General features: G+C 44.8%; 20 protein-coding genes. 5 read left to right on the top strand and 15 right to left on the bottom strand.

The features are described 5' to 3' along the window. The first annotated feature begins 106 nt into the window (after positions 1 to 106). A complete protein-coding gene (add, locus tag R7F07_RS13530) occupies positions 107 to 1,111 on the top strand; it encodes an adenosine deaminase (RefSeq protein WP_005382965.1) in 1,005 nt (334 codons plus the stop codon). 69 nt (positions 1,112 to 1,180) lie between these two features. On the opposite strand, the gene hemN is transcribed toward add, so the two are convergent. From hemN to R7F07_RS13505, 5 genes are all read right to left on the bottom strand, one after another. Beyond that, positions 1,181 to 2,572 (bottom strand): oxygen-independent coproporphyrinogen III oxidase, encoded by a 1,392-nt coding sequence (hemN, locus tag R7F07_RS13525; RefSeq protein ID WP_017635016.1) that lies wholly within the window; start codon positions 2,570 to 2,572, stop codon positions 1,181 to 1,183. Positions 2,573 to 2,756: 184 nt separating this feature from the next. Continuing rightward, positions 2,757 to 3,245: a DUF2489 domain-containing protein gene (locus R7F07_RS13520; RefSeq protein WP_005379254.1), complete on the bottom strand. Its 489-nt coding sequence runs from the start codon at positions 3,243 to 3,245 to the stop codon at positions 2,757 to 2,759. 7 nt (positions 3,246 to 3,252) lie between these two features. Next, a complete protein-coding gene (yihI, locus tag R7F07_RS13515; RefSeq protein ID WP_005379252.1) occupies positions 3,253 to 3,795 on the bottom strand; it encodes a Der GTPase-activating protein YihI in 543 nt (180 codons plus the stop codon). Then, positions 3,795 to 4,433 carry a class I SAM-dependent methyltransferase gene (locus R7F07_RS13510; protein ID WP_005379250.1) on the bottom strand — a complete coding sequence of 213 codons (639 nt, stop codon included), beginning with the start codon at positions 4,431 to 4,433 and terminating at the stop codon, positions 3,795 to 3,797. Before R7F07_RS13510 ends, yihI begins: the two co-directional genes overlap by 1 nt. Positions 4,434 to 5,271: 838 nt before the next feature. Continuing rightward, complete coding sequence (locus tag R7F07_RS13505) at positions 5,272 to 5,889, bottom strand: c-type cytochrome (RefSeq protein ID WP_005379248.1); 618 nt, start codon at positions 5,887 to 5,889, stop codon at positions 5,272 to 5,274. A 159-nt stretch (positions 5,890 to 6,048) separates the two neighbouring features. Here R7F07_RS13505 and yihA point away from each other — a divergent pair, with 159 nt between their 5' ends. Next, on the top strand, positions 6,049 to 6,708 hold the full coding sequence (gene yihA, locus R7F07_RS13500) for a ribosome biogenesis GTP-binding protein YihA/YsxC (RefSeq protein ID WP_064353516.1): 660 nt from the start codon (positions 6,049 to 6,051) through the stop codon (positions 6,706 to 6,708). A 747-nt stretch (positions 6,709 to 7,455) separates the two neighbouring features. Here yihA and polA read toward each other — a convergent pair. The 3 genes from polA to hemB form a co-directional block, all read right to left on the bottom strand. Continuing rightward, a complete protein-coding gene (gene polA / locus R7F07_RS13495) occupies positions 7,456 to 10,242 on the bottom strand; it encodes a DNA polymerase I (RefSeq protein ID WP_005379246.1) in 2,787 nt (928 codons plus the stop codon). 619 nt (positions 10,243 to 10,861) lie between these two features. Continuing rightward, positions 10,862 to 11,296: a GNAT family N-acetyltransferase gene (locus R7F07_RS13490; protein WP_005379245.1), complete on the bottom strand. Its 435-nt coding sequence runs from the start codon at positions 11,294 to 11,296 to the stop codon at positions 10,862 to 10,864. 127 nt (positions 11,297 to 11,423) lie between these two features. Next, a complete protein-coding gene (gene hemB / locus R7F07_RS13485; RefSeq protein WP_031777176.1) occupies positions 11,424 to 12,485 on the bottom strand; it encodes a porphobilinogen synthase in 1,062 nt (353 codons plus the stop codon). Between the two features lie 184 nt (positions 12,486 to 12,669). Between hemB and R7F07_RS13480 the strand changes: the two genes are divergently transcribed. Beyond that, positions 12,670 to 13,431: a TatD family hydrolase gene (locus R7F07_RS13480; RefSeq protein WP_318110524.1), complete on the top strand. Its 762-nt coding sequence runs from the start codon at positions 12,670 to 12,672 to the stop codon at positions 13,429 to 13,431. Positions 13,432 to 13,891: 460 nt separating this feature from the next. On the opposite strand, the gene tatC is transcribed toward R7F07_RS13480, so the two are convergent. From tatC to rmuC, 7 genes are all read right to left on the bottom strand, one after another. Continuing rightward, the gene (tatC, locus tag R7F07_RS13475; RefSeq protein WP_171343029.1) at positions 13,892 to 14,644 is read right to left on the bottom strand and encodes a twin-arginine translocase subunit TatC; all 753 of its coding nucleotides are present in this window, start codon (positions 14,642 to 14,644) and stop codon (positions 13,892 to 13,894) included. A gap of 68 nt (positions 14,645 to 14,712) precedes the next feature. Further along, the gene (gene tatB / locus R7F07_RS13470) at positions 14,713 to 15,111 is read right to left on the bottom strand and encodes a Sec-independent protein translocase protein TatB (protein ID WP_017635021.1); all 399 of its coding nucleotides are present in this window, start codon (positions 15,109 to 15,111) and stop codon (positions 14,713 to 14,715) included. 3 nt (positions 15,112 to 15,114) lie between these two features. Next, positions 15,115 to 15,360 carry a Sec-independent protein translocase subunit TatA gene (gene tatA, locus R7F07_RS13465; protein ID WP_005382958.1) on the bottom strand — a complete coding sequence of 82 codons (246 nt, stop codon included), beginning with the start codon at positions 15,358 to 15,360 and terminating at the stop codon, positions 15,115 to 15,117. Between the two features lie 52 nt (positions 15,361 to 15,412). Further along, positions 15,413 to 17,047 carry a ubiquinone biosynthesis regulatory protein kinase UbiB gene (gene ubiB, locus R7F07_RS13460; protein WP_005379226.1) on the bottom strand — a complete coding sequence of 545 codons (1,635 nt, stop codon included), beginning with the start codon at positions 17,045 to 17,047 and terminating at the stop codon, positions 15,413 to 15,415. Further along, positions 17,044 to 17,679: an SCP2 domain-containing protein gene (locus tag R7F07_RS13455; protein ID WP_005379213.1), complete on the bottom strand. Its 636-nt coding sequence runs from the start codon at positions 17,677 to 17,679 to the stop codon at positions 17,044 to 17,046. The genes ubiB and R7F07_RS13455 overlap by 4 nt, the downstream gene beginning before the upstream one ends. A gap of 11 nt (positions 17,680 to 17,690) precedes the next feature. Further along, on the bottom strand, positions 17,691 to 18,470 hold the full coding sequence (gene ubiE / locus R7F07_RS13450) for a bifunctional demethylmenaquinone methyltransferase/2-methoxy-6-polyprenyl-1,4-benzoquinol methylase UbiE (RefSeq protein WP_171343028.1): 780 nt from the start codon (positions 18,468 to 18,470) through the stop codon (positions 17,691 to 17,693). A gap of 76 nt (positions 18,471 to 18,546) precedes the next feature. Then, a complete protein-coding gene (gene rmuC / locus R7F07_RS13445) occupies positions 18,547 to 20,079 on the bottom strand; it encodes a DNA recombination protein RmuC (protein WP_171343027.1) in 1,533 nt (510 codons plus the stop codon). A 168-nt stretch (positions 20,080 to 20,247) separates the two neighbouring features. Between rmuC and R7F07_RS13440 the strand changes: the two genes are divergently transcribed. Together R7F07_RS13440 and R7F07_RS13435 are read left to right on the top strand one after the other, a co-directional pair. Further along, positions 20,248 to 21,153, top strand: a complete 906-nt coding sequence (locus tag R7F07_RS13440; protein ID WP_064368891.1) for a DMT family transporter — start codon at positions 20,248 to 20,250, stop codon at positions 21,151 to 21,153. A gap of 194 nt (positions 21,154 to 21,347) precedes the next feature. Then, entirely contained in the window at positions 21,348 to 23,795 is a 2,448-nt protein-coding gene (locus R7F07_RS13435; protein WP_171343026.1) for an EAL domain-containing protein, read from the top strand.

The raw sequence follows: 23,795 nt of genomic DNA, 5'->3' as shown, positions 1-23,795 counted from the left end.
ACAATCTACCCAACTGTTATTTATACTTAACTGCAAATCTTACCCATGTATTGTCACAGATGATGTTTGGGCCCTGTTCCAGTTCATAACTATCCGGATCGACAAAATGATAACGAAGAACCTTCCTCTTACTGATTTGCACCGTCACCTCGACGGTAACATTCGTACTAAAACGATTCTTGAGCTAGGCCAAAAGTTTGGCATTGCCCTACCAGCGTACGATATTGAGTCTCTCACTCCTCACGTTCAAATTGTCGAAGCGGAACCCTCTCTTGTTGCTTTCCTTTCTAAGCTCGACTGGGGTGTTGCTGTACTGGGCGATTTAGATGCGTGTCGTCGTGTCGCGTACGAAAACGTAGAAGACGCGCTAAACGCGCAAATCGATTACGCTGAGCTGCGTTTCTCTCCTTACTACATGGCGATGAAACACAAGCTACCAGTAGCGGGGGTTGTTGAAGCCGTCGTGGACGGTGTGCAAGCAGGTATGCGCGATTTTGGCGTGAAAGCCAACCTGATCGGTATCATGAGTCGCACATTTGGCACTGACGCATGTCAACAAGAACTGGACGGCATTCTGAGCCAGAAAGATCACATCGTTGCCGTCGACCTTGCGGGTGACGAGCTAGGCCAACCGGGTGATCGCTTTGTGTCTCACTTCAAGCAAGTACGCGATGCTGGCCTCGGGGTAACGGTCCATGCTGGTGAAGCAGCAGGTGCAGAGAGCATGTGGCAAGCAATCAATGAGCTGGGCGCAACTCGTATCGGTCACGGCGTAAAAGCGATTCACGATCCAAAACTGATGGATTACCTAGCAGAAAACCGCATTGGTATTGAATCTTGCCTGACGTCAAACTACCAAACAAGTACGGTAGAAACGCTAGAAAACCACCCTCTCAAGCAGTTCCTAGAGCATGGCGTTCTTGCGTGTTTGAACACTGACGATCCAGCGGTTGAAGGCATCGAACTGCCATACGAATACGAAGTAGCGGCACCAGCCGCTGGCCTGAGCCAAGACCAGATTCGCCAAGCGCAAATCAATGGCCTTGAGATTGCGTTCCTTTCAGAAGCAGAAAAATCGGAACTGAGAGAAAAAGTAAAAGATCGCGCTTAAATCCAGCGAAAACATTAAAAAATGCCAGCATCTGCTGGCATTTTTTATATCTTGAATCTGTATCTCTGATTAAATAACACGAGAGAACTGTTGCTGACGCGCCTTTGCTCGTAGGTATTTATCGAAGCTCATACAAATATTACGGATCAACAAACGACCTCGCAGCGTCACACGAATTTCATTGTCATCCACTTCCACCAGCTCATCGTTGATGAAGGTCTGAAGTAGCTGTAAGTCTTCTTTAAAGTACTGATCAAACTTCACTTTAAACTCAGACTCAATGGCTTTCTTGTCTAACTTGAAGTTACAAATCAGCTGCTTAATCACTTCACGACGGAGCAAATCATCGGAGTCCAAAGAGACCCCTTTCCATAGAGCGTGACGAAGTTCGTTGACTTGAGCGTAGTATTTCTTCAGCTCTTTCTGGTTTTGCGCGTACGCATCGCCGATCATCGAGATTGCAGAAACACCAAAGCCAACCAAGTCACATTCACCTTGTGTGGTGTAGCCTTGGAAATTGCGATGCAAAATACCTTCGCGCTGGGCAACAGCAAGTTCATCGTCCGGCAAAGCAAAATGGTCCATACCGATAAATTGGTAGCCAGCACCAGTCAGTGTCGCGATGGTGTCTTGCAGAATTGCCATCTTCTCTTCTGCCTTTGGCAGATCTTCGTCTTTAATCTTACGCTGCGCTGCAAATAGCTGTGGCATGTGCGCGTAGTTAAACACGGATAGACGGCCCGGCTGCATCTCTAGCACTTGTTCTAGAGTCTTGGCAAAAGATTCTTTGGTCTGCTTCGGTAAACCGTAAATCAAATCTAGGTTCGTCGAACGAAAGCCTAACTCTTTTGCGCGCGCAACCATCGCAACGATGAACTCTTCATCTTGCTCACGATTCACCAGTTTTTGCACTTCTTTATTGAAGTCCTGAACACCGATGCTCAAGCGATTGAAGCCTTCACTACGCAGATGATCCAGCATGGTCAGCTCGATTTCACGCGGGTCAACCTCGATACTGATTTCAGCATCGCTACTAAAAGTAAACTCTTGGCGTAGCAGGCTCATTACACGCGTGATTTGCTTTTCAGAGAGAAACGTCGGTGTACCACCACCAAAATGCAATTGCGTCACGGTGCGACCAACAAGTAATGCAGCACGTTGACGAATTTCGTGTTCAAGCACGTCGAGGTATTCATCCGCTTTGTGCGAGTGGCGTGTAATGACTTTATTACATCCACAGTAGTAACAAAGCTTGTGACAGAACGGAATGTGTACGTACAGCGATAATGGGCGTTCTGGGTATTGAGTGCATGCCATATCATAATCAGAAATGGTGAACGCTTCATGAAACTCCAGCGCCGTTGGGTACGACGTATAACGAGGCCCGGAATAGTTGTACTTATCCAATACCGCTTGATCCCAGACGATTTGCTGTTTCGATTCAGTGTGTTGATTCGACATGGTGGTACTTTCCGTTAAATGCTAGGGCAACGAAAGCCGTCACCCGATATTCAGAGCCGCTATTTTGCCATACGACGATGACAAGCGTGGCAACGCCGACTGGCTTTTTAAGTATAAAACTAAAGAAGTGCTAGCGTGATCACGATACCCCCATTAGCCATAAGGAGACTATTGGGGGTCGCGCTTAAATCATCTGAATATTGATTTGATTATTCAGTGGCTGGACGTTTTTCTGCAACACTTTGAGCTCCTCAATAATCGCATCAGTGAGGCGGCTTTCCGCTTTATGACGCGTCAAGTTCTGTTGCATACGCTCTTTCTTGGCAAGTTGTTGGCGTTCTTCGCCACGCGCCATATCTTTCACGATGTGGTAAAGCTCAGAAATCGCAGGGTACGTTTTATCGAAATCAACGCGGTCTTCACCTTGTACATAATCCATGATGTTATACACACGGATACTGATTTCAGATAAATCGCACTGGCCTTGAATGCCCGCCTGACACAAGGTATGCACATTCTCAAAAATGTTGGCGTTACGTTTGTCTATCGCCAATTTTTGATGCTTCAGCTGCAATTCCTTTTGCTTTTTCAATTGAAGCAGAAGGTAACCTGCATAAGAAGCGAGTGCGATGATAATCACAACACCAGCAATAGCTAATAAGGTTACATTCATAGCTTAATTATCCTTTATAGTCGTCGAAGTTAATGTCGTCGAAATCTGCCAGCAAGTCATCATCGTTGCGCGTGCTTTTCTCAGCAGGTGCAGTGAAGTCTTCCTCTTCTTCAGGTTCCAACAAACCTAGTTGGTCCATTAGCTTCTCAATGCGATCGAGTTTCTCATCGACGAATTTCTGTAGACCTGTGCCCAGGTTTTCACCCGCTTCAATACGGTCTAGCAACACGTTCAATTGCGCGTCATTTTCTAGCATCTCTAGTTCTTGCTCTGCCGACAAACGACGCTCTTGCTTCGTCATTTTCTTCGCAGGTTCAACAATCAGAGGTATTTTCTTTTTGCTGCCTAAGCGCGGGTCGCGATTTTGTGCAGCAGCTTGCTTTTTCTGCTCGTTAACTTCTGAGTTACGGTTACCCGTTTTCAGACCCTTACGCTTTTTAGCACGCTTGCGTAAGCGGCCTTCCACATCAGATTCTGTACGGTTACGAGTTACAACAAACTCAGGTGCACCAGCGGCACCCGGTTTTCTAGATTTTTTACTACGGCTCATTACTGGGGTTTCCTCAGTAAAATTACATCATTACCAATAAATTCGAGTTCGAGCTTATCCCGCTCTGCTAGGAACTGGAACGTGTCACGACTAAAGAACACTACGTGAGTGAGATCGTTCTTATAATGCCATGATTTGAAAGCCTCCACGTCGATGACCATTTTCGTCATCAGGCCTATCCAGCCCCCTGGCTTAACTAAATTCAACCATTGCTTCCACACCAAATCTGGGTGGTAGAGGTGCTCTATCACCTCTGTTGCTGTCATGAAGTCGTACGTTTTTTCTAAAACCGACGTATCAGGGTGGTAATAGAGATCGTACAACGCCATGTTGTGCCCCGCCTCTTCCAGCATCAAGGAGAGCGTTGGGCCAGGACCACAACCAAAGTCGATACCATTTGATTGTGGAGAAATTCGCTCTGTGATCGGGTCAGCAATACGCGACAAAAAGCGTCGGTAACCCAAATCATCGGGGTTGTTCTCATGCAAATCATAGTGAGCTTTTTCGCTTTCCGCATCCAAACGTTGGTCTGGATTTACGAATACCAAGCTGCACTGCTCACATTGAAGATATTCACGACGCTTATCTTCAAAATAATGGTGAGTGCGCTGATTTTGGCATAAAGGACAGGTATGCATGCTGACTTCCTCAAACAGGGATGCGAAACATACCAGAAAGTGAACTCGGATTGGAGTGTTGTTGAGTATTTTTTCAGCAATTTTTGTTAAAAAACTTTGTTTACAACCTATAAAGCTAAATAAGTGCAGTAATCTCAATTCAAGTTACGACTGAGCAAGTCAACGGATATAAAAAAAGCGACAGTCAGACTGTCGCTTTCTAAGTGCCATCAATTGGCGAAACTGTGTTGCACACATTTGGTGCACCAATGATCCCTTTGTTTTTAGAGCTTTCCCTGCCAAAAAGAGTTGTTTTTCATCTTCCTGATGAGTTTTGGCTATCCGTTTACTTCCTGTCTACTGAGCAACTTCCTGTGCCTGATCCGTTTCACTGTCTTAACCGTCAGACGAGATGACCATCCTTATCTGATAGGCTCCCTACCTATCTAAATCCCTTTCTAAATCACCAAGCATCCGAGCTACATCCTTGGAGACCTAAACCGTGGTCTTAAATCCTTACATTCACTCCCTGTGAACGACTTCTACTTTACGCCATCCCGTTATGCTCACAAGTAATGGGTTGAAAAAATAATCCGCCTATTTTTCTAAAAAATCAAAATTATCATTTAATCAAAAACTTAAAAACACTAACAAGAAAAAGCCAACATCAAGTATGGCAAATGTCTCACAAACTGCCGAGCCAACTATCGCTTTCGTATCCAAACTCGACTGTGATATCTGTCACGAACAAAAATGCCCTAGTGGATTCACTAGGGCATTTTTGTACAAGTTGCTCGAACGATGTAGGGACATCTACCCAACCAGCTCAAGATGCAGGATCTTGAGCGATTTAGGTATATTAGTGCAGACCGCCAACGTATTTAGACAGCACTTCGATATCTTCGTCTGTCATTTTCTTCGCGATGTCGCGCATCATGGCATTCATATCATTACCACGGTCGCCATCACGGAATTTTTCTAGCTGAGCTTTGATGTAGTCAGCATGCTGACCAGAAATTTTCGGGAAACCTGAAAGCTCAGTACCATTGCCACGAGGACCATGACATGCAATACATGCGGTTAGGCCACGCTCGGCATCACCAGCGGTATAAAGCGTTTTGCCTTTTGCTACTACATCTTCAGGTGTTGAGTTTTCTGAAACTGGTAGCGAAGCGTAGTAAGCAGATAGGTCTGCGATATCTTCATCGCTCAGTGGCATTGCCATACCACTCATTACAGGATCGTAACGACCTTGTTTACCACCACTTGTCATGCCTAGCTTAAGTTCTTTTAACTGCTTCTCAAGATACTTAGCGTGTTGGCCTGCGAGTTTCGGGTACGTTGTTATTGCACTGTTGCCATCTGCTCCGTGACAGGCGACACAGGTTTGTGATTTTGCTTTACCAGCCTCAATATTACCTTGGGCCCATACTGAGCAACTGGCTAAAAGACTCAAAATTAGCGCTAATTTCTTCATGACATTCCATTATAATTATCAAGCTTCCAGTACCACGGAATGTGAACATACCGCGTACACTCATGGTACAATAGGCGACCTTATGCCGAGCACGGTTATTTTACACATTTTCACAAAAAAGTAATCAATCGACTACACAAAGTCGAGATGGAGTTAACAGTGAGCGTAAAAATTCATTACCAAAATACGCATTTCATCACCAGCGCACCCGATATTCGTCACCTGCCGGAAGACGAAGGTGTCGAAATTGCGTTTGCAGGACGCTCAAACGCTGGTAAATCGAGTGCACTTAACCGTCTAACTAATCAAAAAAGCTTAGCCAAGACATCAAAGACACCTGGTCGTACGCAATTAATCAACCTTTTCAAAGTAGAAGAAGGTTGTCACATTGTCGATCTACCTGGATACGGTTTTGCTCAAGTACCGGTAGAAATGAAAAACAAATGGCAGAAATCTTTGGGTGAATACCTACAGAAACGCGAGTGCCTAAAAGGCTTAGTGGTTCTAATGGACATTCGTCATCCAATGAAAGATCTCGACCAACAAATGATTTTCTGGGCCATCGATAGCCACATTCCTGTGCAAGTTTTGCTAACCAAAGCAGATAAACTAAAAAGTGGTGCACGCAAACAAACTCTACTGAAAGTTCGTAAGCAAGTAGAAACTTTCGGTGGTGACGTTTCTGTTGATGTGTTCTCTTCACTTAAAGGATTAGGTGTCGATCAGCTACGTGCAAAACTGGATACCTGGTTTGCACCAGCACTAGCGCACCTGATAGAGGAAGACGAACAAGAGACACCAGCGAGCGATGAAGAATAATTAACAATATTTGTTAAATTTCTTCGACACGGCCCTGCCATTTGGTGGGGCTTTTGTTTATCTGAACTAAATAACAGGCAATAAAAATCCCCGCCTTCCTGGCAGGGATAACGGGAGAGAAAAATTGGTAATTATTGTTATGTGACGAAGCATTGCTGAACTGAGATTCGATTTCAATAGGTCAAAAAGCGCTCTTGTTTCCTGTGTATCACCAAACATTCACTCCAAAAACACCCAATAGCGTTACAATTCAGACAGTTAAGCCAAGCAAGGCTTCAAAAAGATGTAACTTAGTTTCTTTCAAGAAAAAATAATAGTGTGACTGGCGTAAATTTACAGGATGAATAACGCAATAAATTTGAAGGAAAAATCGAGATTTTGCAGTGACTTAGAAAGGTCAAAAAAGAAGGCTTTTGAAGGCTAACTTTAAGCTGCTGATCCAAAAGAATAATTTTCTTTCGCCCAATAAAAAACGCCCCAGTCAAAAACTGACTGGGGCGGCTGAATCAGCCTAATCCAATAACGTGAAACAAAAGGTCTGAAAGATAGAACATCTTACCTCTGTACCCTACGAGTATTAATGTACAACAATTGGTCAGAATTGCAAAGAATTTTTGTAGTTTTTTTTCATGAAATTTTTATTAAGCAACATCAAAGTTAACTTTGCGCTAGCTTTTTTAATCTCAAAAAAAAGCCAGCGTTTGTGCGCTGGCTCATAATTAATTGGTTATTTTGGTCTAAAAATGACTAATGAGCTTGATCCCAGTTATCACCGTGACCTGCTTCTGCAACCAACGGTACTTTTAGCTCTGCTGCAGATTCCATCAATTTCTGTACTTTACTTTCAATTTCGGACAATGATGACTCTTCAACTTCAAAGACCAATTCATCGTGTACTTGCATTAATAACTTCACACGACCATTGCCTTCTTCCTGAATCCACTGATCAACCAACAGCATCGCTTTCTTAATGATGTCCGCAGCCGTACCTTGCATTGGTGCGTTGATTGCCGCACGTTCAGCAGCTTTACGACGCATCCCGTTGCGCGATTTGATTTCTGGTAAATGCAAACGTCGACCAAAAATCGTTTCAACATACCCTTTATCTGCTGCCGTGCTGCGTGTGTCTTCCATGTACTGCATCACGCCTGGGTAACGTTCAAAGTATGTATCCATGTACGCTTGAGCCTCACCACGAGGAATGCCTAATTGCTTCGCCAAACCAAACGCACTCATGCCGTAAATAAGACCGAAATTAACCGCTTTCGCACGACGACGTTGCTCACTTGAAACGTCTTCAATAGAAACACCCATGATTTCTGCTGCGGTTGCCGCGTGGATATCTTTGCCATCACGGAATGCATCCAACAACGCTTGGTCGCCAGAAAGGTGCGCCATGATGCGTAGTTCGATTTGCGAGTAGTCGACCGCTAAGATTTTATGCCCAGATGGCGCGACAAACGCTTGACGAATACGACGGCCGGCTTCGTTACGAATTGGAATATTCTGTAAGTTCGGATCAGTAGAAGATAGACGACCCGTTGCGGTCACTGCTTGGTGGTAAGAAGTATGCACACGACCCGTTGATGGGTTGATCATCTTCGGCAGTTTGTCGGTGTAAGTTGATTTTAGCTTCGCCAGACCACGGTATTCCAAAATCAGTTTTGGTAGTGGGTAGTCTAGCGCGAGTTCTTGCAGAACTTCTTCATTCGTCGATGGTGTGCCTGATGGCGTTTTCTTCACAACCGGTAAACCCATTTTTTCAAATAGGATGGCTTGTAATTGCTTTGGCGAGTTCATGTTAAACTCTTGCTCTGCAATTTCGTACGCTTTCTTTTCAAGCTCATCAAGGCGAGCGGTAATCTCGACCGACTGCGCACTCAGCTTCATTTCATCGATAAAGACCCCAGTGCGTTCAATGCGCGAAAGAACTGGCACCAACGGCATTTCAATCTCTTCGTAAACTGTCTTCAGGCTTTCATCCTGCTCGATATTAGCAAACAAGCGATTGTGCAGACGAAGGGTCACATCCGCATCTTCTGCCGCGTATGGCGATGCTTGTTCCAGTTCGATTTGGTTAAACGTAAGCTGATTTTTGCCTTTACCTGCAATTTGCTCAAAAGAAATGCAGCTGTGCTGTAGGAAGCGAAGCGCCAAGCTGTCCATATCGTGTTTACCGCCGACACTGTTGTAGATATACGATTCCAACATCGTGTCGTGCTTGATACCTTTTAGCTCAATGTCGTAACGAGCGAGTACAGACGCATCATACTTTAAGTTTTGACCGACTTTTGCTTTCGCTGCATCTTCAAGAATTGGCTTCAGCTGTTCTAGTACCCAATCACGATCAAGCTGTTCAGGCGCATCTAAATAGTCATGTGCAACTGGCACATAAGCCGCAATACCTTCATCGACAGCGAATGACAAACCAACTAGATTCGCTAGCATGTAATCTAGGTTATCGGTCTCCGTATCAAATGCAAACAGCTCAGCCGTTTGAAGTTTATCTAGCCAAGCATTGAAGGTTTCTTTATCCAGAATTGTTTCATATTGGCTGCGATCGATTGTTACCGCAGAAGTTTCCATCTCGGCTTGAGAAGAAGAAGCTTGTGAAGATCCTGCAAGCTCTACGGCCTCCACAGATCCAGAACCGCCTTCAAGTAGTTCATTCAACCAAGATTTAAACGTCAGTTGGCCATACAGCTTCACTAATTCGTCTTTATTTGGTTCCGCTTTCAGCAATGATTCTGGCGTTTCCTCAAGCTCAACATCCAATTTGATGGTCGCGAGCTCATACGAAAGCATGGCATTTTCTTTGTTGTCGATGAGCTTTTTCGCCATGGTTTTAGAACCACGGAAACCAAGCCCTGCAATATCATCGAGGTTTTCATACAACTTCGTCAGACCACCAATACCTTGCAGTAGTGCGGTCGCGGTTTTATCACCGACACCCGGTACACCAGGAATGTTATCTACTTTATCGCCCATCAGTGCTAAGTAGTCGATGATCAACTCAGGTGGAATGCCAAACTTTTCAACCACACCTTCACGATCCATTACGACGTTCGTCATGGTGTTGATCAAGGTAATGTTATCATCCACTAGCTGCGCCATGTCTTTATCACCAGTACTGATCAATACAGGCATGCCCTTTTGTGATGCTTGGTATGCTAACGTACCGATGACGTCATCCGCCTCGACGCCAGGAACACAGATCAGCGGCAAACCCATTGCACGAATAACATTGTGTAATGGTTCAATTTGACAACGCAGGTCATCCGGCATTGGCGGACGATTCGCTTTGTATTCTGCATACATATCATCACGAAAGGTTTTTCCCTTTGCATCGAAAACCACCGCGATGCGCTCAGACGCAAACTGACGCATCATGCTGCGTAACATGTTCACGACGCCGTAAACGGCATTAGTTGGAATTTCACCATTGCTCATGGTGCCCGGGTAGGCGTGAAAAGCGCGATATAGGTAAGAAGAGCCGTCGATAAGGATCAACGGATTTTCAGGAATACTTGCCATAATTGTCTGTATCCAATTCAGTACTTGAGAGATCTGCCTAGGATGCCATGACTGCTGATCCGAATCTATCTTGTTCGCTCGATCTAGGTCGCGTAAATTTTTCCGACTTTATTCACGAAAACACCAACTCCTGTGGATAACTCTGTTTATAGAAATTATCCACTGGTTATCCAATAACAAAAAACACAAGAAAACACCAACTCAAATCATTGATTTATAATAATAAATCCGCATAACGGCGAGAAGATCAACGATCCTAAAATGATCATCGCATGTGGAAAAGATATTAATAGTGACGTCAAATAGAAATCGTAGAAAAGAAAAAAGCGACCCGAATGGGGTCGCCTAGCAGAAGTGGTAAAGCAAATTCTGTAAATAGAGCAGCTTAACCAAGAAGCTATAAATTACACTGGAAGCAATGTGAGCAATGTCGTGTCAAAAAGAATTCGTGCAAGTTCTCGGAAAAATGTTTCATCACTTCTCAACTTTCAGTTAATTAACTTCTGTTAATAAGTCACTCAACGTCCTTGTGAACTTTCCTCATTCCCTAAGACAGGTTTAATAATAATGATTCTCATTTCGTAGTCAACAGTTAAATGAGAAAAAATCTCATTTATTTTCACATTGCTTTAATGAAATGCACTCGAGATTCTCGAAGATTTACTTTTTCTTCAAACTTTTCAATTATATAGCCATTTCTCAATAACAAGCGAAGCATAGCCGGAAACTGGTTTCGAGATTTCACTTTTAATGTGTTGTAGCCTTGTTCTGCCACCCAATCCTCTTGAGCTTCCAAAAGCAGTTGTGCCACGCCTTCATTTCGAGCTTCAGGGACAACACCACCTAACCAGCTATAGAAAACACCATCCTCTAATTCGTAACCTATTTTGAAGCCGACAATCGTGCCATTTTTTTCTGCAACGAGGATTAAACTGTTTTTCTCTTCTAAACGTTGAGTCATGGAGTCTACCGTTTCTCCTTTCGAAAACTCGGTAACACGCGCCACAACTTGAAGTGCTTCTTCCAATGTGCCTTCACGAATCAGCATTGTCATTGTTCTCTTCTCCAAAATAAAAATACCCAAGCACCTTGGATTGTTACTGTTGTAATCCGCCTGAGGTTACTTGGGTATATACAGACGAACAACTCTTGTTGGTCTGGTATTTCTCACTGAGCGATAATTACTCTTCTGTCGCTTCCGGAGTACGATTTAGGTGTTGAGCAGTTTGTGCATTCTCTTCTGCCAACCACTCAGCAACGTCTTTCGCAAAGTACGTTAAGATGCCATCTGCACCTGCACGTTTGAAGCACAATAGTGATTCCATCACAATTTCACGCTCTTTGAGCCAGCCATTCATGATCGCCGCTTTATGCATCGCGTACTCGCCAGAGACTTGATAAGCAAATGTCGGTACTTGAAGTTCAGTTTTTACTCGGCGAACTACATCTAAGTATGGCATACCAGGTTTAACCATCACCATGTCCGCACCTTCATTGATGTCTAGCGCCACTTCGTGAATCGCTTCATCAATGTTTGCTGGGTCCATTTGGTAGTTTTTCTTGTTGCCGCCTTTTAGATTTGAAGAAGAGCCAACCGCATCACGGAATGGTCCGTAGTAGTTCGATGCGTACTTAGCCGAGTAAGCCATGATTTGAGTATGAATGTAGCCCGCGTTTTCTAATGCTTCGCGGATCTTACCAATTCGGCCATCCATCATGTCTGAAGGCGCGACTACGTCAGCACCCGCTTCTGCATGAGACAAAGCCTGCTTAACCAATACTTCTGTGGTTTCATCATTCATTACGTAGCCATCTTCATCGATGATGCCGTCTTGGCCATGTGTCGTGAATGGGTCGAGTGCCACGTCTGTGATTACACCAATTTGAGGAATGTGTTCTTTAAGCGCTCGTACTGCTCGCTGAACCAAACCTTCTGGGTTGTAGGCTTCAGTAGCACATAAGCTTTTAGCGTCTTGGTTTACGACAGGGAAAAGCGCGATTGCTGGAACGCCTAGATTTGCAAGGTATTGTGCTTCTTCTAGCATTAAATCAATCGACAAACGCTCTACACCCGGCATGGACTCCACGCTCTCACGACGATCTTTACCCATAAGAATGAACATTGGGTAAATCAGATCATTAACAGAAAGTTGGTTCTCAGCCATCAAACGACGACTAAAATCGTGCTTACGTAAACGACGCATACGGCGTGCAGGGAATGGACCTTGAATTGATACAGACACCATTTTCTCCTTGTCTGGACGGTTATGATGATCAAATCATCTGGTGAACAAAATCATATCACTCTTGATGCATGTTGCGAGTGACAATCTGGAAAAAGGTAATGAAAAAAACTGAAAATGACCCAGCACTCACACTCAAGTATACTTCGAATACGAAACCAACCATGAAGCACAGAGAGTAACGATGATCGATACCCACGCGCACATCTATGCTAGCGAATTTGATAACGACCGCGATGAAGTAGTACAACGCGCCTTAACGCAAGGCATTAATAAAATCCTGTTGCCAAACATCGATCTGGACTCTATTGAGCCCATGCTACAAACCGAAGCGGCATATCCTGACGTATGCCACTCAATGATGGGGCTGCACCCTTGTTATGTGGACAGCAATGTTGAACAAACGTTGGAGATCATCCGCGGTTGGTTTGAGAAACACAAGTTTATTGCGGTGGGCGAAATCGGTATCGACCTATATTGGGATAAAACCTATCGTGCTGAGCAAGAAATGGCGTTCGTAGCTCAACTTAACTGGGCAAAAGAGATGGATTTACCGGTCGTTATCCACACTCGTGATTCGATTGAAGAAACACTCACTTTGCTGCGACAAGAGCAAGATGGTCGTCTGCGTGGTGTATTCCACTGTTTTGGAGGCAGCTTAGAAGAAGCACAAGCAATCAATGAGCTAGGCTTTCACTTAGGCTTAGGTGGCGTATCAACCTTTAAGAATGGCGGGATGGATAAAGTCATTCCACATTTGGATATGCAGTGGGTCATTTTAGAAACCGACTGTCCATATTTAGCGCCGGTGCCACACCGTGGTAAACGTAATGAACCAGCCTACACTTATCTCGTTGCACAACGTGTTGCCGACTTGCGTGATGTCGACATCGCAACCATCGATGCCATAACGACTGAGAATGCCAAAAGGCTGTTTAATATTTAATTCACGAGAATTGAAAAAAGCGACGAAATCAACGTCGCTTTTTTATCACCTAAACTATTGAATGAACGATTCAACCCGTTGAAATAGTAGAACAATCCATACAAAATTATTGATAAACATAATAATTAACTAGCAACTCTACTTACCTCTCATATCGTCACTTTACTTCGTCCGCTTTGCAAAACTGTCGACAACTCGACACATTATTTTCCTATACTGATTTACGCCCATTAATTAGCACAAATGTAAAACAGCATGAATATGGAAGTTGAAGTGTGTACACATGGTGCTTACTTACAACGCGTACCGCGCAGTTTTTTTCAAAAGCTGCTGGGCATCAAGGAAGTATACGTATGCACAAAATGTGGTTACGTCATGAAAGTTAAGTAATTAGCCCAAGAAAAAACCAACCGCAAAAAAAAGCGGCTCAATTGAGCCGCTTTTCACATCTAGATTAGCCTTATTCTTTGGTTTCCGCTTCTACTTCTTCGCTTCGACGAGTATAAAAACGCGCGAAGAACAAACCGACTTCAAACAGTAAACACATCGGAATAGCGAGTAAGGTTTGCGAGATCATGTCTGGTGGCGTTAACACCATACCTACGACAAACGCAGCCACTATAATATAAGGACGTTTCTGTCTTAAATCTTCTGGTGTAGTGGCCCCAGTCCAACACAACAAAATAATCGCAACAGGCACCTCGAATGCGATACCAAACGCCATAAATAGCGCCAGCACAAAGTCGAGATAACTCGAGATATCAGTTGCAAACTCTACTCCACCAAGAGAGATGGCGGTAAAGAAGCCAAACACCAATGGAAATACCACGAAGTAGGCAAATGCCACTCCACAGTAGAACAATAGCGAACTCGAAAACAGCAGTGGCATGATCAATCGACGTTCATGCTTGTACAAACCTGGCGCTACAAATGCCCACACTTGATACAAGATAAAAGGCACCGCAATAAATACCGAAGCAATTAACGTCAGCTTAAGTGGCGTAAAAAAAGGTGACGCTACATCCGTAGCAATCATGGTCGCGCCTTCAGGTAGACGCTCTACTAAAGGTGCGGAAACAAACTCGTAAATGTGGTTAGAGAAATAAATTAGTCCAACAAACACGACCAACACTGCGAGGATTGAACGCAGTAGTCGGTTGCGAAGCTCCAACAAATGACTAATTAAAGGTTGTGTCTGCTCGACGGTAGACATGGCAAACCTCTTATTAAAAACCAGATCAAAAAGGAGCTACCAATCACTAGTAGCTCCTCCTAATGAGACTATTCGGCTTTCTTATCTGCCGCTGTAACCTTGCTCTCTTGCGCTTTCACGGCCTCTTCGACTGCTGGCTCTGTTTTTACAGGCTCAGCCTCTGAATCGGTGTTCTTTGCGTAAGGACGATTTACAGATTGCGCTGCCTTCTTCAACTCTTCAACTGAAGATTTCAACTCAGGGGACAAATCATCCATCCCCATTTGTTCTGCTTTGCGCAAGTTTTCTTGCAGCTCTTGGACTTTCAGCTCGTGTGACAATTCGTCTTTGACGCTATTTGCCATACTCTTAGCGGCACCGATAAAGCGAGACACGCTGCGAATAGCATGAGGCAAACGCTCCGGCCCAAGAACGACCAGACCAACAACAGATATTAATACCAGTTCCCAAAAACCGATATCAAACACGTTTTACGCCTGCTCTTTGTCTTTTTTCGTTTCAGGAGCAGCTTCTTTTTTCTGCTGCTCTTCTAGACTTTTTGGTTCGAAGTCTGCGTCTTTGTCATTTTTCGCAGGTTCATCTTCGCTCATCGCTTTTTTGAAGCCCTTAACGGCACCACCCAGATCGCCACCGATACCGCGTAGTTTCTTTGTTCCGAATAGCAATACAACAATTACAGCAATGATTAGAAGTTGCCAAACACTGATACCACCCATTCTCTTTACCTCGGGTCTTTAAACAAACAAAAATATTTCAAGAGTTTAACGTCTATTGACGATAAGCTCGCCAACTAAGCAGCCAAAATGTGACACCTGCGATACCGCAGGCCAACGAAAGCTGCTCAAAAGCATCGTTCACCAATATTGCCGAGCATACGACTAAAGTCGCGCCAACGCCAAACAAAAACTTTCCTGTCGCCTGCTGGCGCTTGCTCTGGCGATACCCTTGATAAAGCTGATCCATACGTTGATTCATCGCTTTACCTTGTTTCAGGCTATCGTAAAGTAGCTCTGGCAGTTCAGGTAATTTCTCTGCCCAAAATGGTGCGCGGTCTTTAATCGCATTCACTAGAGCTTGCGGCCCAACTTGATTCATCATCCATTCTTCCAGGAATGGTTTTGCGGTCTCCCACAAATCAAGTTGAGGATATAGCTGCCTACCAAGCCCTTCCACGTACAACAGCGTTTTTTGCAACAGTACAAGTTGTGGCTGAACCTCCATATTGAATCGACGTGCCGTGTTGAACAAATTCAACAACACATGACCAAAGGAGATTTCGCACAATGGCTTAGCAAAAATAGGCTCACACACAATGCGAATCGCGAACTCAAACTCATCGACATTGGTATCCGCAGGCACCCACCCTGAATCCACATGTAACTCCGCCACTCGGCGGTAGTCACGATTGAAAAACGCCAGGAAGTTTTCCGCCAGATAACGCTTGTCTTCGCTATTAAGTGTACCAACGATTCCGCAATCTAGCCCTATCCACATTGGGTTCTCTGGATGTTCGGGTTTGACGAACACATTACCCGGATGCATATCAGCATGGAAAAAGCTGTCTCGGAACACCTGAGTGAAGAACACACTCACACCGCGTTCCGCGAGCAATTTCATATTGGTGCCATTTGCTTTCAAGCCTTCAATATCAGAGACTTGAATGCCATATATTCGCTCAGAAACCATGACAGTTTCATTACTGAAGTCGGGAAAAACTTCAGGAACATACAATTCTTCGCTGCCTTCAAAGTTGCGGCGCAACTGAATGGCATTCGCCGCCTCACGTCGCAAGTCGAGTTCATCAAGCAGGGTTTTCTCGTATTCACGCACGACTTCAACTGGTTTTAAACGACGTGCTTCAGGCATCGCTCCGGCGACTATACGCGCCATTCGGTGCATCAGTTTTAGATCTGAATCAATGACTGGGCGAATATCTGGGCGGATAACCTTTAATACCACTTCTTGGTTAGTGTCTTTTATGCGCGCAGTATGTACCTGAGCAATCGACGCAGACGCCAGTGGTTTGATATCAAACTCGGTAAACCATTTTTCTAACGGACCACCTAATGCTTGCTCCATCTGCTTTTTTGCCAACTCGCCATCAAAAGGCGCGACTTGGTCTTGAAGTAAAGCTAGGGGATCAGCGATATGCGGAGGAAATAAGTCACGGCGCGTCGACATCATCTGACCGAACTTAATCCAAACCGGCCCCAGCTCTTGCAGTGCTAAACGCAGACGTTCACCGAGTGGTTTTTCTGGGTGCTTGTTCTTAATCCAAAACAAGCTTTTGCGCAGTAAAAGCGGCGCTTTGGTCAGTTGGTGATCGGGAAGCAGCTCATCTAAGCCGTATTCCAGTTGTACTTTGGCGATGTGGTATAAGCGCTTTAGTTCTGCTGGCGTCATGGTTTCTCCAATGCAGGCTTATCTGCATCCAGCTTATTCAGCAAAGCCGTTAAACGAGCTTCAATGCGAGAAGCCTGGCTGCGAACCTCATCAACTTGGTCGCAGAAATAGGCCACTTCTAACGGAGCGGGAGCCAGTTTCCATTCTTCAGTCACTACTTGCGCAAGATGACGCTGGTGTTTTTCTGCTTGAGACGCAAGAAAGTTGCCGATGTTTTTTGAACCTTGCACAAAGGTATGTGCGGCGACATCGCCAGTCACGCGAGACAACCACTCTTCAACATCTGGTTTGCAATCCACCATCAACTGAGAGAATTTCTGCGCCAATTGAATATCGCCTTCGAGTTCAAGTTTATCTTGTTTAATAAGACGAGTGATGTTGGCCTGATCGCGCAGCTCTGGTAACACACTCAAGTTGAGCGATAGATAGCAGTTAGGCTGCCCTTCGTAATGACCGAGCACATCAATTTGCTGACTAAAAACGAATGTCAGTGTTTTATTGATCTCTTTCAGGTGAACTTGAATAACTTGACCTTTTAGACGCGCTAAACGACGGCCCAATGCTGGGTCGTCTTTGATCAGTGTATTCAGTGACGTTTCAATCACAGCGGTGATAAGTGGTTCAAATGGCATGCCGTTAACCCTTAGAATTTATAACCGCGATGCAAAGCCACAATACCACCAGTTAAGTTGTAGTATTTGGTGTTTTCAAAACCTGCGTCTTGCATCATGCCTTCCAGCGTTTCTTGGTCTGGATGCATACGGATTGACTCCGCTAGGTAGCGGTAACTCTCTGAGTCACTCGCAACTAGCTCACCGATTCTCGGCAACAAGTGGAATGAATATGCGTCGTATACTTTCGATAACGGCTCTAGCACTGGTTTTGAAAATTCCAACACCAATAGACGGCCGCCTGGCTTCAGTACGCGGAACATTGAACGAAGCGCTTTGTCTTTGTCAGTCACATTACGCAAACAAAAACTGATGGTGATGACATCAAAATAATCATCTGGGAACGGCAGTTCTTCTGCGTTGGCTTGAACGTAGTGCACGTTACCCACAATACCGTTATCACGCAGTTTATCGCGACCAACGTTAAGCATTGAGTTATTGATATCGGCAAGGATGACATGGCCTTCATCGCCAACAATGCGCGAGAATTTCGCCGTCAAATCACCCGTACCACCACCTAGGTCAAGAATACGTTGGCCAGGGCGAGCACCACTACAATCGATAGTGAAGCGCTTCCAAAGGCGGTGAATACCACCAGACATCAGGTCATTCATGATGTCGTATTTTGTTGCCACGGAGTGGAATACTTCGGCAACCTTAGTCACTTTTTCGTCTTTTGCCACTGTAGAGAAACCAAAGTGAGTGGTTTCATTCTCTAACGCTGTATTGGATTGCAAGCTTGTGTCCGTCATTCTAATTCCTCTTAGGCAGCGCTTTCCTCTACGGGGCGTTTGTTGACAAATAAATCGCCCACTGCACTGCGGGCGATTAGTTTACTTTATCCTCAGCCGGATGTCTTTCTACTAACGGGTCATTTTCTGAAAATGCATCACTCTGCGCTAACTGCGCGAGGTCGGAAGAAATCGGTCGTTTAATTTCAACTCCCAAGTGTTTAAAGCTTTCGGCTTGGCGAATCACATTTCCGCGCCCTGTGGCAAGCTTGTTCATCGCACCTTGATAGCTTTGATTCGCCTTATCCAGCGCACCGCCGAGCCCCTCCATGTCGTCTACAAACAATCGTAATTTGTCGTAGAGTTTTGTCGCACGCTGCGCAATCATTTTGGCGTTTTCATTTTGGCGTTCATTGCGCCATAGATTATCAATGGTGCGCAATGCCACCAGCAACGTTGTTGGGCTCACCAAAATGATGTTTTGCTCCATCGCCTCTTTAATCAAGCTCGGATCGGCTTGAATCGCGACTTGGAACGCCGGCTCAACCGGGATAAACATCAGAACATAGTCCAAACTCTGAATACCTTTGAGTTTGTGGTAGTCCTTCATGCTTAACCCTTTGATATGTGCACGTAGAGCAGCTAAGTGCGCATTCAAAGCCTGATCGCGCTCAGCATCAGTTTCGGCGTTGAAGTAGCGCTCATAGGCAACCAGCGCCATTTTAGAATCCACAACCACTTGTTTGTTTTGTGGGAGATGCACAATGACATCAGGTTGGTAACGCTTGCCTGCTTCATTTTGTAAGTTCACCTGAGTCTGATATTCGTGCCCTTCACGCAAGCCAGATTCGGCAAGTACCCTAGCGAGCACCACTTCGCCCCAGTTACCTTGCTGTTTGTTGTCCCCTTTCAACGCTTGGGTCAAATTAACCGCTTCGCGCGTCATTTGCTCGTTCAAACGTTGCAGGTTTTTCAGCTCATGCACTAAGGTATGGCGCTCTTTAGCTTCTTGGCTAAAGCTGTCATTAACGTGCTTTTTGAACCCTTCTAACTGTTCTCTAAGCGGTGACAACAAGCCTTCTAAACTCTGACGGTTTTGCAAATCGACCTTCGCGGTTTTTTCTTCAAACAATTGGTTGGCCAAGTGCTCAAATTGTTGTTTCAAGCGTGCTTCCGCTTGTTCTAAAATTTGCAGTTTTTCGGCATTAGCTTGGTTAATTTGCTCATGGCGAGCTTGCTGTTCACGCAGCTGCGTTTCTAGACGTGATTTGTGTTCACGCATTTGACCAAGCTCATCAAAGTATTGCTGGCGCTCTTGCTTTACAGCCTCGAAGTAACGCAGTTTTTCCATAGCTGCCATCAGCTTTCCGTGCGTTTGACGCACTTCAAACGCGGCTTTATCGCGCTCATCATCTAACTCATCCAACTCTTGCTGAGCATCGGCAAGGCTTTGCTTGACCTGTTCAAGTTGCTGTTGATGAAGCTGTTTTTCTGAAACAAGTTGTTGCTCGAGAAGCTGAGTTTGGGTGATAAAACGCTGTTTCACCCACCAACCGGCAGCGACACCACTAAGCGTGGCAGCACAAAGAGAAGAGAGAATGAGAGATTGGTACTCAAGAATCCATTGCATAATAGCGAGTTAGCCTGTGTTTTGTATCTATAACAATGGTATTTAGACACTGGATAAATGTCCAGTTTGTTGGATGAAAAATCCTCGCATACACTAGGCCTTCCTATAATATTCTTTCTTCCGCTCAAATTATCCAAACCGAGCGGCACATCATCACGCAGAGGCATCATGAACGAGCGTCGCGCCCTAGGATTTGGGCTCTCAGCAGTATTACTTTGGTCTACCGTTGCAACCGCATTTAAACTCACGCTGGCAGAATTTACGCCGATTCAAATGCTATGCATTGCCAGCATCGTCTCTGCGATTGCACTAACAGTAATCTGTGGTGTACAAGGTAAATTGGGCCAGTTAAGCGCTACATTTTTCTCAAACCCTTGGTATTACCTACTGCTTGGGTTGATTAACCCTTTGGCGTATTACGTTATTCTGTTCAAAGCATATGACTTGCTGCCCGCATCTCAGGCTCAAGCGATCAACTACAGCTGGGCCATCACCTTAACGCTAATGGCTGCTGTTTTCTTAGGACAAAAGATCCGTGGTAAGGACTGGCTGGCTTGCGGTTTTAGTTATGTCGGCGTGATAGTGATTGCCACACAAGGCAATCTTTTAGGCATGGAATTTGAGAGCCCGTTGGGTGTTGGTCTTGCGCTGCTATCAACGCTGCTGTGGGCCGGTTACTGGATTTTAAATACCAAAAATAAGGCCGACCCTGTGGTTGGCGTTCTGCTCGGCTTTTTGGTCGCTATTCCATTCGCCATTGGTTTAAGTCTTTATGAAGGTGCTGACTGGCAGGCAATCTCAGCTAAAGGCTGGGCAGCGGTGACGTATGTCGGACTGTTTGAAATGGGGATCACTTTCGTTTTGTGGCTGAGCGCACTCAAATCAACGCAAAACACCGCGCGTATCAGTAATCTGATCTTTGCTTCTCCATTTATCTCACTCATGTTGTTAGCTACCATCATCGGCGAAGAAATTCACCCTTCAACCTTGATTGGCCTGGTATTGATCATCAGTGGCTTAGTCATTCAGCAAGTCTCATGGGGCAAGAAAACCAAAGCGGTAAACGCTTCTTAATCACCTATCAAAAGCCCTAAAAAACGATGCAATAAGTTGGATAAAAAAGAGATATAGATAACATTTTAATGATAGAAAGCACTTTACGCTGCTAAGATTTAGCTACGCGTTGGATACGATACTCACAAAGCCCAATAGCTTACGCTAGATTCTAATATAATTACCTTTGGGCGATTTAGGACTCGTTATTAATTATGTTTCGCTTCGCTATTCCTTCGCCTTTGATGGCAGACTGGCAACACGTTCTGCGACAATGCTGTAATGTAACTCAAGCTCAGGGACAGCTTTATACTCTGAGCGATACTCAGCAGTGGCTATCGACTGAGGTGTCCACCTCAACCCAAAATCATCGTGCTATCGTCGATGTGATAACGCAAGTTGTCGATCACTTTACGCCGACAGATTTTACAGTTAGCCATACCCCCTTTGAAGAGCAAACCTTGAGCATTGGACCGATTTGGCTACCTAATGGCGAATTGCTTGCCGTACTGACACTGACTCACCCTAATGATCAATCAACGGTTGTTTCGGCATGGCTAAGCGCAATGGCGGGGCGGATCAGCTTTGATATCAACTTGCACTGTCAGCAAGAACAAACGCGACATCAAAGCGCGGAAATAAAGCCAACACCAACACTACAAGAGTTTATCGACTGCCTTGAAGACCACGTATGGATAAAAGGCATGGATGGTCTTTATTCGATGACCAACCGAAGCGTAGAAAACGCGTGGCAAAAAACCAACAGTGAAATCATTGGAAAAGACGATTTTGCTCTGTTTAGCCATGAACGTGCGGAAAAATTCATTGATGCCGATAAATTGGTGGTAGCCACGGGCACGCAAAATATTGTTGAAGAATGCCGTCAAATTGATGAAAACAATAACCCCACTTGGCTAGAAACCATTAAGTCTCCTGTCCGTGATCATGCGGGAAACTTAATCGGCATTCTGGGGATGACACGTAACATCACCCGCCGAAAAATGGTAGAAACGCAGCTCTCCTTAGCGTCCCAAATTTTCAACAATTCGCAAGAAGGCATGGTCATTACAGACCGCAATGCCAACATCATTGATGTAAACACGGCTTTTACCCAAATTACAGGTTACCGCTCTGAAGAGGTGATAGGAAAAAACCCACGAATTCTGCGCTCAGGCCATCATGATCAAGGTTTCTATCAACAGTTGTGGCATCAACTCGAAAACAAAGGCCAATGGAAAGGCGAATTCATCAACAGAAAGAAAGATGGCAGCATTTATCCGCAATTAGCGACCATTAGCGCCGTAATGGACGATAAAAACCACCTTATTAACTACATTTGTGTGTTTGAAGATATCTCTGTGCGTAAGGCACACGAAGAAAAGCTGCAGCGCATGGCTTTTTACGATCCATTAACCAATCTACCTAATCGCACCCATTTACTCAGCTTACTCGAACAACACATCGAAACCGGACACAAAAACCAGCAGACGTTTGCCACCCTATTCTTAGATATCGACCATTTCAAACACATCAACGATAGTATGGGCCACTTCTGTGGTGACCAATTGCTGTCTAAGTTAGCGATTCGTCTGCAAGATGTGCTTCACCTCAATGCGCATGTGGCTCGTATTGGCGGCGATGAATTTGTGATTATTTTGCCAGACATCCATAGTGATGTTGCCTTACTGGAAACCGTCGGCGATATTCTAAGCGTATTCCAGCAACCATTCGACTTAGCAAATCACGACTCACTTCGTGTCTCAACCAGTATTGGTATTGCCTTGTACCCAAGAGACGGTCAAGACAGTGAAACCTTACTGAAAAACGCAGACACTGCGATGTACTTAGCGAAGAAAAATGGACGCAACGGCTACGCGTTTTACTCACCGGATTTGACCGATAAATCCGTATCCCATGTACGCATTCAATCCGCTTTACATCAAGCAATAGAAAAACAACAACTCCGGTTAGAGTTCCAACCGCAATACAACTTGGAACAAAATACGATTGTCGGCGTGGAAGCTTTATTACGCTGGCAGCATCCAGAGTTTGGCCTTGTACCACCAGCAGACTTTATTCCAATTGCAGAAAAAACAGGGCTGATTCAAAGTATTGGTGAGTGGGTGTTACAACAAGCTTGTTTGCAAGGTAATGCTTGGCTGGACCAAGGCATCGAGTTTGGCAAAATCGCCGTCAATGTTTCTGCGTTGCAGCTTCAGCAGTCAAATTTCATTCAGCGATTAAGTACTATCCTCGATAACACCGGATACCCTGCCCAACGGTTAGATTTGGAGATCACAGAGAGCTTTTTACTGATCGACCCTCAACAAGCCATTGCATCGTTAAATCAATTACGAGAGCTGGGTATTGAGATTTCTCTGGATGACTTTGGAACTGGCTATTCGTCTTTGTCTTACTTGAAAGGTTTGCCAATCAACAAACTGAAAATTGACCGCTCATTTGTCAGTGATGTCCCAAGTAATAGCGACAGCAACGCGATTGTGAATGCCATTATTGCCATGGGAAAAACGCTGTCGTTGAAAGTCGTCGCGGAAGGGATAGAAACTCGGGAACAAGCCGATTATTTATTCGAAAAAGGCTGTATTTATGGTCAGGGATATTTATTTAGTCAGCCAGTGAGCGCTGAAAAACTGTTTCATTGA

The organism is Vibrio sp. YT-16 (genome assembly GCF_033337405.1).
Taxonomy (GTDB): domain Bacteria; phylum Pseudomonadota; class Gammaproteobacteria; order Enterobacterales; family Vibrionaceae; genus Vibrio; species Vibrio alginolyticus.
The sequence above is the reverse complement of the archived record's forward strand: the minus strand, read 5'-3'. Positions and strand labels throughout refer to the sequence as shown.